This window comes from Streptomyces sp. 1331.2, assembly GCF_900199205.1.
Classification (GTDB): Bacteria; Actinomycetota; Actinomycetes; order Streptomycetales; family Streptomycetaceae; genus Kitasatospora.
On the sequence record NZ_OBMJ01000001.1, the window covers coordinates 174,294 to 187,226 of the forward strand.

Annotated in this window: 10 protein-coding genes; 3 read left to right on the top strand and 7 right to left on the bottom strand. The window is 72.8% G+C overall.

The window, feature by feature from the left end; translation table 11 throughout:
- Positions 1–589 precede the first annotated feature (589 nt).
- The gene (locus CRP52_RS00875; protein ID WP_097234589.1) at positions 590–1,066 is read left to right on the top strand and encodes a flavin reductase family protein; all 477 of its coding nucleotides are present in this window, start codon (positions 590–592) and stop codon (positions 1,064–1,066) included.
- 239 nt (positions 1,067–1,305) lie between these two features.
- Here the strand turns inward: CRP52_RS00875 and CRP52_RS00880 are convergent, their stop codons facing one another.
- From CRP52_RS00880 to CRP52_RS00895, 4 genes are all read right to left on the bottom strand, one after another.
- The gene (locus CRP52_RS00880; protein ID WP_097234590.1) at positions 1,306–1,782 is read right to left on the bottom strand and encodes a Dps family protein; all 477 of its coding nucleotides are present in this window, start codon (positions 1,780–1,782) and stop codon (positions 1,306–1,308) included.
- A 348-nt stretch (positions 1,783–2,130) separates the two neighbouring features.
- Complete coding sequence (locus CRP52_RS00885) at positions 2,131–2,604, bottom strand: ATP-binding protein (protein WP_257032209.1); 474 nt, start codon at positions 2,602–2,604, stop codon at positions 2,131–2,133.
- A 212-nt stretch (positions 2,605–2,816) separates the two neighbouring features.
- Positions 2,817–3,224, bottom strand: a complete 408-nt coding sequence (locus tag CRP52_RS00890; RefSeq protein ID WP_257032210.1) for an STAS domain-containing protein — start codon at positions 3,222–3,224, stop codon at positions 2,817–2,819.
- A 77-nt stretch (positions 3,225–3,301) separates the two neighbouring features.
- Positions 3,302–4,174 (bottom strand): SigB/SigF/SigG family RNA polymerase sigma factor, encoded by an 873-nt coding sequence (locus CRP52_RS00895; protein ID WP_097234592.1) that lies wholly within the window; start codon positions 4,172–4,174, stop codon positions 3,302–3,304.
- 285 nt (positions 4,175–4,459) lie between these two features.
- Here CRP52_RS00895 and CRP52_RS00900 point away from each other — a divergent pair, with 285 nt between their 5' ends.
- Both CRP52_RS00900 and CRP52_RS00905 read left to right on the top strand, forming a co-directional pair.
- Complete coding sequence (locus CRP52_RS00900; protein ID WP_218893047.1) at positions 4,460–7,915, top strand: HAMP domain-containing protein; 3,456 nt, start codon at positions 4,460–4,462, stop codon at positions 7,913–7,915.
- A 77-nt stretch (positions 7,916–7,992) separates the two neighbouring features.
- The gene (locus CRP52_RS00905) at positions 7,993–10,587 is read left to right on the top strand and encodes a SpoIIE family protein phosphatase (RefSeq protein ID WP_097234594.1); all 2,595 of its coding nucleotides are present in this window, start codon (positions 7,993–7,995) and stop codon (positions 10,585–10,587) included.
- A gap of 120 nt (positions 10,588–10,707) precedes the next feature.
- Here CRP52_RS00905 and CRP52_RS00910 read toward each other — a convergent pair whose 3' ends face one another.
- The 3 genes from CRP52_RS00910 to CRP52_RS39080 form a co-directional block, all read right to left on the bottom strand.
- Positions 10,708–10,929, bottom strand: a complete 222-nt coding sequence (locus CRP52_RS00910) for a DUF6458 family protein (protein ID WP_097234595.1) — start codon at positions 10,927–10,929, stop codon at positions 10,708–10,710.
- 123 nt (positions 10,930–11,052) lie between these two features.
- Positions 11,053–12,633, bottom strand: a complete 1,581-nt coding sequence (locus CRP52_RS00915; protein ID WP_257032211.1) for a PP2C family protein-serine/threonine phosphatase — start codon at positions 12,631–12,633, stop codon at positions 11,053–11,055.
- Between the two features lie 129 nt (positions 12,634–12,762).
- Positions 12,763–12,906 carry a hypothetical protein gene (locus tag CRP52_RS39080; RefSeq protein WP_257032212.1) on the bottom strand — a complete coding sequence of 48 codons (144 nt, stop codon included), beginning with the start codon at positions 12,904–12,906 and terminating at the stop codon, positions 12,763–12,765.
- Positions 12,907–12,933: the final 27 nt, after the last annotated feature.

A 12,933-nucleotide genomic window follows, 5' to 3' on the forward strand; every position in this document is an offset into this window, starting at 1 on the left:
GCCTGTCGCCACCGCCCCGCCGCCGCCAGACGATAGGAACGGCACCGGACCGACCGAACCGCACCCCGGAGGCACCGGCGAACCACCCGATCCCGGTACCTGCGTCGGCTCGTCCGGGCCCCGCTCCGCTGCCTCCTGCGGATCGCGGACGGACCCGCCGTCGTATTCACCGTGTGCTCTTCGGAACCATCCCATGCGCGGCGTGTTCCCGGTCCCTCCCGTTCACACGCGCTGCCGACAGGAGCTGCCGGGCTCGCTGCGGGGGTGCCGGTCGCCCTGGCCGGCCGGGGAGGGTCCCGAAAGCCTGCGGGTCGCCCTCTGCGCACGGTCGGCGAAGCCGTGCCGTCCGTAGCCGGTCTCGTGCAGCTCGGCGATGATCTCCGCACCCGCCGTTTTGGCGCGGGCGTGCACCGCGACGGGTCCGATGATGCCGACGTCTGCGCCGAAAGCGCCGGGGAACCGCAGTGGGTGCCTGCGGCCTCGGCGGTGGCCGCGCCCGGTGGTGTGCCCGGGCTGTCGGCGGGCACACGGACGGGTTGAAGAGCGCCCCGGTGGCGGGGCCGCCCCGAGGTTGGCGGAGGTACGGGAGATGACCGGTTTCGACGCGTTCACCGGGCTACTGGACTACCCGATGTACGTCGTGACGGCGGCCGGGCCGGAGCCGGCCGGCTGCCTGGTGGGGTTCGCCGGGCAGTGCTCGATCGATCCGGCGCGGTTCACGGTGTGGCTGTCGAAGGCGAACCGCACCCACGCCGTCGCCCTGGGAGCGCGGGCGCTCGGCGTCCACCTGCTGCCTCCCGACCACCGGCTGGCGGAGTTGTTCGGCGGCCGGACCGGTGACGACTGCGACAAGTTCGCCGAGACGGCCTGGCACCGCGGGCCGGAGGGTGTCCCGGTCCTGGACCGGGCACCGGCCTGGTTCGTCGGCGCGGTGCTGGACCGGGCCGACTGGGGCGACCACACCGGCTTCCTCCTGGAGCCGCGCCACGTCCACGCGCCGGGACCGGCCATGCCCGTGCTCTCGTTCCGCGAGGTGGCGGACATCGAGGCCGGCCACCCGGCCTGACCCGAGTGCCACGAGCCGTGGCGGGCGCAGGCCGACGCCCACCGGCACCCGGCGCCACGCGCCGACGCCCGCCCGGCGGCAAGCACCGGGCGGGCGTCAGTGGTCAGGGCGACAGTAGTCAGGGCGTCAGTGGTCAGGGCGTAAGTGGTCAGGGCGACAGTGGTCCGGCAGTCAGTGGTTCCGCCGGGGAGCAGTCGCAGTCCTCGGCCCGTCGCTCAGCCGCGCAGGGCCCGCACGCGTCAGCCCCGGCTCTCCGCCTGGAACATCCAACTGTGCTTCTCCAACGCAGCCGTGAGTCCGATCAGCAGGTCCTGGCTGACGGGGTCCGCCTTCTCCGTCTCGTCGATCCGCGTCCGCATCCGCTCGATCACGGCCCGGAACGCCTTCACCAGGTGCTCGATCACCACCTCGTCGGCGATCCAGCCCTCAGGGAACCCGGGCAGGCCGCTGGAGGCGGCGATCGTCACGGCCCGTCCGTCGGGGCTGACCCCGATCGCCGCGGCGCGCTCGGCCACCTCGTCGGCGAAGTTGCGTGCGGTGGTGACCACTTCGTCGAGTTGCAGGTGGACGGAACGGAACCGGGGCCCGTAGAGGTTCCAGTGCGCCTGCTTGGCCACCAGGGAGAGGTCCACCAGGTCGACCAGGGCGCCCTGCAGCGCTTCCCCGGTCGTCTTGCGTTCGTCGTCCGGCAGGGGGCTGCTGATGACGATGCCCATCGCTGAATTCCTTCCAAGGTCGGGGAGCCGTCGTCCGGCCTCCGTACGGTGATGGCGGTTCGCCGCCCGGTGCTCCGGTCTCGGTGGAAGCCACCGTGCCCGCACGCGAAGGGGAAGCCCCCGAGGCGTCCGGGACGGGCGCCGACGACCGGCCGGACAGCGGCTGTTCCAGCGGCTTCCCCCGCTGGGGGCACGGAAACCACCCGTCCCGCCGGTGCCCGGCTGCGGCCCGGCGGGTGCATGCGCCCGGCCGGGCGGGGTAGACGGGCGAAGCGGCGGGGCCGGCAGAGCCGGCGCCACTGCCGTCAGGACGTACTGCTCGGATTCGGGAGGCCGCTGGGCTCCCGGTCACGCACCCAGGAGGCGGGACGCCTCGAACTCGGCCCAGATGGTCTTGCCCTGGGCGTGTGGCTCGGCGCCCCAGCGGTCGGCGATCCGCTGCACGATGAACAGGCCGTGGCCGCCGGGCTGTGCGGGGTGGTGCGGTTCCCGGGGGGCGGGCATGTCGGTGCTGCGGTCGCTGATCTCGATCCGCAGCCGGTCCGGGGTGAGGTCGAGGACCAGTTCCAGCGGGCCGTCGCCGTGCAGCATGGCGTTGCCGACGAGCTCGGCGACCACCAGGACGACGTCCTCGACGGTCTCCCCGCCGGCCCCGGGGCCGGGGACGGACGCGAACCAGTCGCTCAGCGCACGGACGGTGTGGGCCCTGGCGCGGGCGACCGGCTTGGGGAGGCCGGCGAGGGGCAACCGTCTGCGCTGCCCGCCGGAGGGCAGCACGAGCCCGCCCGCGAGCGGGTCACCGTCCAGGGTTCCCCGGCTCATCGACATCTAAGGGCACCCTTCCGGATCGACGACTCTCGCAGCTCGGTTTCCCGGCAGCTCCGGGATTATGCCTCTCCCCGTGCGCCGCCCGGTAGCCGGGCGCGCCGGCCCGGCACTCGGACAGCCCGCCGCTCGGACAGCCCGGCGCTCGGGCGGTCAGGCGACCGGACGCTCGCGCGGGCCCGCGCTCGGGCAGGCCCGCGCTCACCCGGTCACACGCTCACCCGGTCGGCACGCAGGGCCTCCTCGACCGTCTCGTGGATCGTGAACACCGTTCGCGCGCCGGTCAGTTCCAGCACCCGCAGCACCGTCGGCGCCACCGCCGCGAGCCGCAGGTGCAACCCCTCCTTCTCGGCCGCGATGCGCGTCCGGAGCAGCAGGTTCAGCCCGGAGGAGTCGCAGAAGGCGACCTCCCTCAGGTCGATGACCAGTGCGGACGGGCGCCGCGCGACCAGCTCGGTGAGCTCCTCGGCGGCCGAGGCCAGCGTCTCGATGTCGAGGTCGCCCGCGAGCGCGCACACCGCCGCCCCGGTCTCCGTGGTGCGGCTGCGCAGGACCAGGCCGGGCCTGGGTGCGGCCGCCAGGGCCGCTTCGCCCTGGCCGTTGTCGGATGGCATCATCGTCGTCCCCTCCATGTCCGTGCCTTCCGACCATACGTAGGCCGGGCCACTGCGCCAAACACGGCCCTCGGCGACCGTCAGTCGCCGACCAGCCCTTCCCGCAGCTTCCGCAGGGTGCGGCTCAGCAGCCGGGAGACGTGCATCTGGGAGAGCCCGAGGCGGGCCCCGATCTGGGTCTGCGTCAGGTCCTCGCAGAAGCGCATGGAGAGGATGAGCCGCTCCCGCTCCGGCAGTGCGGCCACCAGCGGCTTGAGCGCCACCAGGTCCTCGACCCGGGACAGGCGCCGGTCCTCCTCGCCGAGGCGTTCGCCCAGCGCGCCGGGGCCGTCCTCGTCCTCCGCGCCGCCGAGGTCCAGCGAGCCCGCGGTGTGGCCGTTGGCCGCGGTCAGCCCCTCGACAACCTCCTCGACCGAGAGCGACAGGTGCTCGGCGAGTTCGGCGGGCGTGGGGGCGCGGTCGAGTTCCTGCGACAGCTTCTCCTGGGCCCTGGCAAGGACGATGCGCAGTTCCTGGAGCCGCCGGGGCACGTGCACGGCCCAGGTGGTGTCGCGGAAGTGGCGCCGCAGCTCACCGAGGACGGTCGGCATCGCGAACGTGGTGAACTCCACACCGAGGTCCGGGTCGAACCGGTCGATGGCCTTCACCAGGCCGACTGCGCCCACCTGGAGGAGGTCCTCCCTGGGCTCGCGGTGTGAGGTGAAGCGGCGGATCGCGAACTTCACCAGGGAGAGGTTCATCTCCACCAGGGTGTTGCGGACGTACGAGTACTCCCTCGTCCCCTCCTCCAGCGTGGCGAGGCGGCGCAGCAGGACGCGGGTGAGTTCCCGCGCGTCGGCCGGCGCCATCTCGCGCAGGTCCTCCCCCTGGGGCAGGTCGGCCGGGAGCAGCTCCCGTGTCCTCCCGGCCGGGACGGTTGTGGGGGCGAGCAGTTCACCGGTGGGCGTGAGCATCCGAGTCCTTTCCCGCGACGGTACGACGGGGCCCTGCTACCCCGGAGCGCGGGATCGATGCAGCCGCGCGTCGTGAAGGTTTCATGAAGACCGCGTCGCACCGGATCCGCCGTCCGGAGCACCTCCCTCCCTGGTCGCAGACGTTTCCGGCGGCGTCGGCGCTGGGGTAGCCTCCGTGACGGTACGCACCGCACCCGACCCACGACCGGATCCATCCGCCCGGGTTCGGCGATGCCCACGACCGGATGCGGGCCACGGCCCGGCGTTCTACGGAGGCGACCTTCGATGGCTGGCCCGACCACGATCAACGGCTCGCAGCACCGCCCGGCGCACGGGCCGGAGGCCGCGCTGGGCAACGAGCCCGAACTGCGGCAACTGCTGGCCGGCCTGACGGCCGTCCGGGACGGCGACTTCAGCACCAAGCTCCCCGACGACGCGCACGGGCTGCTGGGCGAGATCGCCTCGGTGTTCAACGGCATGGTCGACCAGCTGTCGCACTTCACCTCCGAGGTGACGCGCGTCGCGCGGGAGGTCGGCACCGAGGGCCGCCTCGGCGGCCAGGCGCAGGTTCCCGGGGTTTCCGGCACCTGGGCGGACCTCACCGACTCGGTCAACGCGATGGCCGGCAACCTGACCTGGCAGGTGCGCGGAATCGCCCAGGTCACCACGGCGGTGGCGCGCGGCGACCTCACCCAGAAGATCGAGGTCGACGCCCGGGGCGAGATCCTGGAGCTCAAGAACACCGTCAACACGATGGTCGACCAGCTCTCCTCGTTCGCCGGGGAGGTCACCCGGGTCGCCCGGGAGGTCGGCACCGAGGGCATCCTCGGCGGCCAGGCCCGGGTCGTCGGCGTCTCGGGGACCTGGCGCGACCTGACCGACTCGGTGAACTCCATGGCGGGAAACCTCACGGGCCAGGTCCGGGCGATCGCCCAGGTGGCCACCGCGGTCGCCGAGGGCGACCTGTCGCAGAAGATCACCGTCACCGCCCGGGGCGAGATCCTGGAGCTGAAGGAGACCATCAACACGATGGTCGACCAGCTCTCCTCGTTCGCCGACGAGGTCACCCGGGTCGCCCGCGAGGTCGGCACGGAGGGGCGGCTCGGCGGCCAGGCCAAGGTCGAGGGCGTCTCCGGCACCTGGAAGCGGCTGACCGAGAACGTCAACGAGCTGGCCGGCAACCTGACCCGGCAGGTCCGGGCGATCGCCGAGGTCACCAGCGCCGTCGCGGCCGGCGACCTCACCCGCTCGATCACCGTGGACGCCTCCGGGGAGGTCGCCGACCTCAAGGACAACGTCAACTTCATGGTGGAGTCCCTGCGCGAGACCACCCGCGCCAACGAGGAACAGGACTGGCTGAAGACCAACCTCGCCCGCTTCTCCGCCCTGATGCAGGGCCGGCGCGACCTCGGCGTCGTCGCCGAGTCCGTGATGGACGAACTCGCCCCGCTGGTGGGCGCGCAGTGCGGTGCCTTCTACCTCGCCGAGGACAGCCCGGACGGGACGATCCTCCAGCTGGTCGGCTCCTACGCGTTCCCCGACGGCGAGCGCCCCACCCGCTTCCGCCTCGGCGAGTCCTTCGTCGGCCAGGCCGCCCGCAGCCGGCGCACCATCAGCGTCGACGCGCTGCCGGCCGGTTACCTCCCCGCCTCCTCCGGCCTCGGCCGCACCGACTTGCTGTCCCTGATGGTGCTGCCGATCGTGGTAGAGGACCAGGTCCTCGGCGTCATCGAGCTGGCCTCCGTCAAGCCGTTCACCCAGGTCCACCGGGACTTCCTGGAACAGCTGATGGAGACCATCGGCGTCAACGTCAACACCATCATCGCCAACGCCCGTACCGACGAGCTGCTCGGCGAATCCCAGCGACTCACCGCCGAACTCCAGGCCCGCTCCGAGGAACTCCAGGCCCGACAGGAGGAACTCCAGTTCTCCAACGCCGAATTGGAGGACAAGGCGGAACTCCTCGCCGCCCAGAACCGCGATATCGAGACGAAGAACCTGGAGATCGAGCAGGCCCGCCAGGAGCTGGAGGACCGCGCGCACCAGCTCTCCCTGGCCTCCAAGTACAAGTCGGAGTTCCTGGCCAACATGAGCCACGAACTGCGCACGCCGCTCAACAGCCTGCTCATCCTGGCCCAGTTGCTCGCCCAGAACCCCACCAGGAACCTGACCGCCAAGCAGGTCGAGTACGCCGGCATCATCCACTCCGCCGGCTCCGATCTGCTCCAGCTCATCAACGACATCCTCGACCTGTCCAAGGTCGAGGCCGGCAAGATGGACCTGAACGTCGACGCGGTGCCGCTGCGCGCGCTGCTGGACTACGTCGAGGCCACCTTCCGCCCGATGACCGGGCAGAAGAACCTCGCCTTCGCCGTCCACACGGCGTCCGGCGTCCCGGGCGAGCTCCTCACCGACGACTACCGGCTGCGCCAGGTGCTGCGCAACCTGCTGTCCAACGCCGTCAAGTTCACCGAGCACGGCAAGGTCGAGCTGCGCATCGAACCCGCCCTCGAAGCCGAACTCCCGGACGGTGTCCGGCGCGGCGGCCCGGTGCTCGCCTTCCGGGTGACCGACACCGGCATCGGGATCGCGCCCCAGCACCTGGAGACCGTCTTCGGCGCCTTCCAACAGGCCGACGGCACCACCAGCCGCAAGTACGGCGGCACTGGCCTCGGACTGTCCATCAGCCGCGAGATCGCCTTCCTGCTCGGCGGCGCCATCACCGTCGAGAGCACCCTCGGCCAGGGCACCGTCTTCACCCTCTACCTCCCCGCCGAGCACTCCGAGGTCACCGCCGGCGAACCGGCGTCGCCCCCCGGAACGCCGGGTGGCACCGCCGCGGGGCCCTCCCCGGACCAGCCCGTCGATCCCGCCGACGACGCCTCCTCCGAACGGCCGCGGCGACTCCTCGTCGTGGAGGGGCGGCCCAGCGGCCTGCTGACCCTCGTCGCGGAGAACGCCGTGGCCGACCTCGCCCGCTACTCCGCCGGGCACCGGCAGGTCGAGGTCGTCACCGCCGTCGGCGCCCAGGAGGCCGCCACCGCACTGGCCACCGCGCCGTGCCACTGCGTCGTCCTGGAACTCGACCTGCCGGACGGCGCGGCCGCCGCGCTGCTGGCCGACATAGAGGGCGACCCGGCCCTGCACACCGTGCCGGTGCTGGCGCACAACAACCGCGGCGTCACCGGCGAGCGCGCGGACTCCGTCTCCCGGCCGAGCGGACAGCCACTCGAACTGATCGCCAGCCTCGACGAGTTGCGTGAGCGGATCGCCCTCCACATGAGCGCCGACCGCCCCGGCGGCGCGCTCCCGCCCGGACGCGGCACGGACCGGATGCCCTCCTGGAGCCCCGGCGCCGAACCGGCGCTGGCCGGACGCACGGCCCTGGTGGTCGACGACGACGACCGCAACCTCTACGCGATCACCAGCATCCTGGAGCTGCACGGCATGCACGTCCTCCAGGCCGAGAACGGGCGCGCCGCGCTGGAGTCGCTCACCGCCCACCCCGGCATCGACGTGATCCTGATGGACGTGATGATGCCGGAGATGGACGGGTACACGGCCACTGCGGCGATCCGCGCCATGCCCGAGCACGAGGGCCTGCCGATCATCGCCGTGACCGCCAAGGCGATGATCGGCGACCGGGAGAAGAGCCTGGCCGCGGGCGCGAGCGACTACATCACCAAACCGGTCGACGCCGACGAGGTGATCAGCCGGATCACGCACCACCTCACGCGGTAGGGCCCGTCCGGCGGATCTTGCCGGACAGGCCCCGGCCGCCGACCGGAGCAGCAGCCCAGACCCCAGGAGCCACCACCGTGCAGCACCCCGACGAGCAGCTCGCGAAGGGCCGCCCCGCGACGGAACCGGCCGTCGGTACCCCCAGGGTCGGGGCCCAGCGCGGTTCGACCGGCCCGGAGGCGCCCGCCGCCCGGGAGCCGGAGCCTGACCGCACGGCCACGGCGGTGGGCCGGCTCGCCGGCACGGTGGAGCGCCTGCGCCGGGAGCTGGACCAGGCGCAGGCCGACTCGGCGGGGCGGGCCGTGCTGGAGATGGCGGTCGGCGTGCTGGTGGAGCGCCTGCACTGCGGCCCCACCGAAGCCGCCCGGCAGTTGGAGGGCCTCGCCGAGCAGGCGGGGGTGACGACGCTGGCGCTGGCCGCCGACCTGCTCAACCAGGCCGCGTCGGACCAGATCTCGGCGCTCGCCCGCGAGTTCGTGGCCGGCGCCGTGACCCGCTCCGACGGGGCGGCCCGAACGGACGAGGCCGCCCGAACGGACGGGGCGGCCGGGACCGGCGGCGCGGTCCGGCCGGTCCGGGCCGGGGTGGGCGCCGGTGCGGTGGCCAGGAGCGCGGATCCGGTCGCGTTGCGTCTGCGCAGCACCGAGGCGGACACGATCGCGGGCGGCGACGCCGCGACGGCGGCCCGCTCCATGCTGGAGCACGCCCTGCGCCCGCTGGGCGTGGCCGCGGTGGCGATCTGGGCCGCCCACCCCGACCTCTCGCTGTCCCTCGCGGGCAGCGCCGGCTTCCAGCCGGAGGAGGCCCGGCGCTGGCGCCACGTCCCGCCCGGCGTCCCGACGCCGGCCCGCCGGGCCCTGGACGAACGCACGGCCATCGGCTACCACATGCTCGCCGACGCCTCGCTGCCCTCCATCGGCCAGCACGATGTCCGCGGTGGGCGGCTGGCCGTGCCGGCCGGCGTCGGCGGCCGGCTGATCGGCGTCCTGGAGATCTGCTGGCGCGAGGGCCTGCCCGAGCAGTCCCAGCCGCTGCAACGGCAGTTCGAGGCCCTCGCCGAGGTGGCGGCCGCCACGCTGGAGTCCTGGGAGCCCCGGGAGTTCCCCGCGGCCGACCTGGCCGACGCCCGGTTCGACGAGTTGCGGCAGCTCACGGACGGCCTCTTCGACCCCTGTCTGGTCCTCCGGGTGGCACCGGAGGACGGCGAGGTGCCGCCGCGGTTCCTGGTGCGGCACGTCAACCCGTCCTTCGTGGACTTCGCCGGCCGGCCCACGAGCGCGATCGTGGGCACCCGGCTGCTGGAGGCGTACCCGCTCGCAGCGGAACCGGGGGGCCTCGCCGAGAAGGTCGAGCACGTCTTCGCCACCGGAGAGCCGTTCCGGACCCCGGACATGCGGCTGGCCGCCCTGGTCGACGGGGTGCCGCTGACCACCCGGGCGCAGGTGAGCATCAGCCGGCACGGCCCCCATCTGGTGGTCGTCTGGCGGCTGGACGACGGCACGCCACGGGTCGCCCGGCTGCTCCAGCACGCGCAGCGCCTGGGCCGGATCGGCGGCTTCGAGGAGAACCTGCGCACGCGTCAGATCGTCTGGAACGACAGCCTGTACGAGCTGCACGGGCTGCCGCCCACCGCGCAGCCGATCTCCATCGACCAACTGGCCGAGCACGCCCACCCGGACGACCGGCACACCATCGGCCGGTTCCTGCGCACCCTGCTGCACCACCGCCGGCCGGCCTCCACCGCCTTCCGGCTCCAGCGCCCCGACGGCGTCACCCGGCACATCCGGGTCGTGGCGGAGCCGGTGCGCGATCCGCAGAGCCGGCTGCGCCTGGTACGCGGCGCCTACCAGGACATCTCCGCCCAGCACTGGACGGAGGTCGCGCTCGCCGCCACCCGCGACCAGCTGGCCCAGAGCGAGCAGCAGGCCGCCGAGCGCAGCCGCCTCGCCCTCCAGCTCCAGCACGCCATCATGCCGCCCGCCCGGGGCCCGCTCGACCTGCACGACCTGCACGTGGCCGTCCGCTACCGCCCCGCCGAGAAGGACCACCTCGTCGGCGGCGACTGGTACGACGCGCTCGCGCTGCCGACCGGCGACGTCCTGCTGTGCGTCGGCGACGTCGCCGGGCACGGCATCGAGGCCGCCACCGGCATGGTCGCCCTGCGCAACGCCCTGCGCGGCCTGGCCGCCACCGGCGCCGGGCCGGGCCAGCTGCTCAGCTGGCTGAACAGCGTCACCCACCACCTCACCGACAACGTCACGGCCACCGCCGTCTGCGGGCTGTACGAGCCGGCGACCCGCCGGCTGCGCTGGGCCCGGGCCGGCCACCCGCCGCCGGTGCTGCTGCGCGACGGCCGGGCGAGGACCCTTCCGCAGGTGGGCGGCATCCTGCTGGGCGCCCTGGACCAGGCGGACTACGAGGAGGACGAGTTCGTCCTGGAGACCGGCGATACCCTGGTGATGTACACCGACGGGTTGATCGAACGCCGTGACGAGTCCCTCCAGGCGTCACTGACCAACCTGACGGCGCTCACCGAACGGGCCCACCGCGACGCGGGCGTCGGCGCCAACGGCCTCGAAGGGCACCTGGACCACCTGCTGCAGTACAGCAGCGCCGACACCGACGACGACACCTGCCTGGTCGGCGTGGCGGTGCGCCGACCGGACAGCTGAGTCCGGCGGCGGTCTCGTAGCCCAGGCCCGCCCGCGGGGGAGCCTCCCCTGGCATCACGAGGAGTGGGGAGTCGGCCGAGCCTACTCCCCACTCCTCACCGTCAGCCCGGCTGCGGCAGCCTATTCGTAGTAGCGGCGCTCCTCGACCACTTCGTCGGCGTCCACTCTCCGACCCATGCGCCGGCGCCGGAACACGTTGACGTAAGTGATCATTCCCAGCAGGCCGGCGGCCATGAGGATCCAGCCGACCATGTGGACGTTGATGCCCTTCAGATGCCAGTCCGTGGCGAAGGCCATGACGGCGCCGAGGGCGAACAACCCGATGCAGCCACCGATACCCATGCTGTCTCACTCCTCGTCAGTCGGCTTGTCCCTCGACTGCCCCGAATCCGGGATCGGATGCCGGCGGCGACCAACCTTCCCGGAAGACGGCGGGTCCGGCCTCCTGCAGTCAGCGGTCAGCGGTCAGCGGCGAACGTGCAGGGCGCAGATGTCATCGCGGCGGTCGGCCGGCTTGACCAGTGCCCGGACGAGCCCCTCCAGGAACGGTTTGTCACCGTTGCGCTCCACTACCGTGCGAGCCAGTCGTGACAGGGCTTCGTCGAGTGGCTCACCCGGGCTCTCGATCAGGCCGTCGGTGTAGAGGAGGAGTTCGTCGCCGGGCGACAGGTCGAGCGTCGAAGCCTCGTAGCGAGGAGTGTCGGTGGCTCCGAGCAGGATGCCCGCCGGGGGCGGCAGGTAGCGGGCCTCACCCTGGCGCAGGAGCAGCGGCGGGAGGTGTCCGGCCTGGACCCAGGTGAGCCGGGAGGTCTCCGGCTGGTAGCAGGCCATGATCATGGTGGCGGTGCTGTACGGCCGGTCCGCGGCGTGCAGCAGCAGGGTGTTGAGGCGGTGGAGGATCTCCGGCAGAGGCGTGCCGGTGATGGCCATGCCCTTCGCCGTGAAGCGCAGGAGGGCCATCGTGGCCACCGCGTCGAGACCGTGGCCCGCGACGTCTCCGACCACCAGCAGGGCGCTGCCGTCCGGCAGTTCGACGGCGCTGTACCAGTCACCGCCGAGATTCAGCCCTTCCTGAACGGGCTGGTAGGCGACGTCGACGACGAGGCCGGCCAGGTCGAGCACCTGTTGCGACACGGGGAGCAGCGTGTTCTGGAGCCGGGCGGCGAGGTCCCGCTCGGCCGCCAGCAGGCCCTGGTGCGCGAGCACCGCCTGCTGGTGCTCCAGCAGCTGCTGCTCGGAGCGCTTGACGGCCGTGAGGTCCTGGAACAACCCGTTGAGCTCGATCGGGTCGCCGTGCGCGTCCGTTTCGGCTTCGGCGACGATCCGGACGTGTCGCACCTCTCCTGCGGACAGGAGGATGCGGACGGTGCGGTCGATCCGCTCGCCGCTCGTCATCAACCGCCGGACCTCGTCCTCCAGGGCCTCGCGGTCGGTCCCCGCCGCTTGGGCGGCGAGGTCCCGCAGTGCCACCGGTCCCGGTGACCCGCTCCTGCCGAAGATCGAATAGACCTCGGGGGACCAGGTGATCTCGTCGCGGAGCAGATCGTGGTCCATCCAGCCGGTCCTGGCCAGGCGCTGCATCAGTGCCTGCCTGCGTTGCCTCCGTTCGTGGGTGTCGAGGCGGGACCACGAGACGATCAGCCCGCGTCCGCAGGGCACCGCCCTCACCGTGTAGCGGGACAACCTCGGGATGCCGGCGGCGACTTCCTCGTAGTCCAGCTCGCCTTCGTAGCGGACGCCGGTCATGTACGCGCTGCGGTATCCCTGCCAGAGATCGCTTCCGGCCACCCCGGGATACGTCTCCAGGATGCTTCGCCCCAGCAGCTCCCGGCCTCGGCGCCCGGCGATGTCGATCGCCTCCGGCGACGTCGCGGCGAAACGGAAGTCCACCACCTCCTCGTGCGCGTCGAAGACCGGCTCCAGCAGGACCATCGACCCGAAGGAGGCATCCAGAACGTCCTGGAGCGCGGGCTCCCGTGCTGTGCCGCCCGTCGTGGAACTGGTCTCAGCGCTCGTCCCGGGCGCCGGTCGGTCGTGGTCGGTCATGTGAGGAGCATGCCACGTCGTGAGCGGGCCGCTGTTCGTCGGGGCTCGGTGCCCGTGGTTCGACGACCGGTAGGGCCGGGGCCCGGCCAACTCCCCCTCCACGGGCCGCAGACGCGGACCGCGCACCCCTCAACGTCTCAATGCGCGCACCGCCAGGACGGCGACCAGGATCAGGACGACGACGCTGCGCCCCGAGCGGGTGACGCCGTCCGCCGGGGCCGTCGACCGGCAACCACCCGTACGGGGGAGCGCCGGCCCCGAGGTGCCGGCCACGGCGAAGCTTCGTTCGTCCGAGGTCTC

Coding starts and splice junctions, on each gene's coding strand:
- CRP52_RS00885 (WP_257032209.1), bottom strand. CDS start 2,604: ATGAGCCGGGGAACCCTGGACGGTGACCCGCTCGCGGGCGGGCTCGTG.
- CRP52_RS00880 (WP_097234590.1), bottom strand. CDS start 1,782: ATGGGCATCGTCATCAGCAGCCCCCTGCCGGACGACGAACGCAAGACG.
- CRP52_RS00895 (WP_097234592.1), bottom strand. CDS start 4,174: ATGCTCACGCCCACCGGTGAACTGCTCGCCCCCACAACCGTCCCGGCC.
- CRP52_RS00875 (WP_097234589.1), top strand. CDS start 590: ATGACCGGTTTCGACGCGTTCACCGGGCTACTGGACTACCCGATGTAC.
- CRP52_RS00890 (WP_257032210.1), bottom strand. CDS start 3,224: ATGATGCCATCCGACAACGGCCAGGGCGAAGCGGCCCTGGCGGCCGCA.
- CRP52_RS00900 (WP_218893047.1), top strand. CDS start 4,460: ATGGCTGGCCCGACCACGATCAACGGCTCGCAGCACCGCCCGGCGCAC.
- CRP52_RS00915 (WP_257032211.1), bottom strand. CDS start 12,633: ATGACCGACCACGACCGACCGGCGCCCGGGACGAGCGCTGAGACCAGT.
- CRP52_RS00910 (WP_097234595.1), bottom strand. CDS start 10,929: ATGGGTATCGGTGGCTGCATCGGGTTGTTCGCCCTCGGCGCCGTCATG.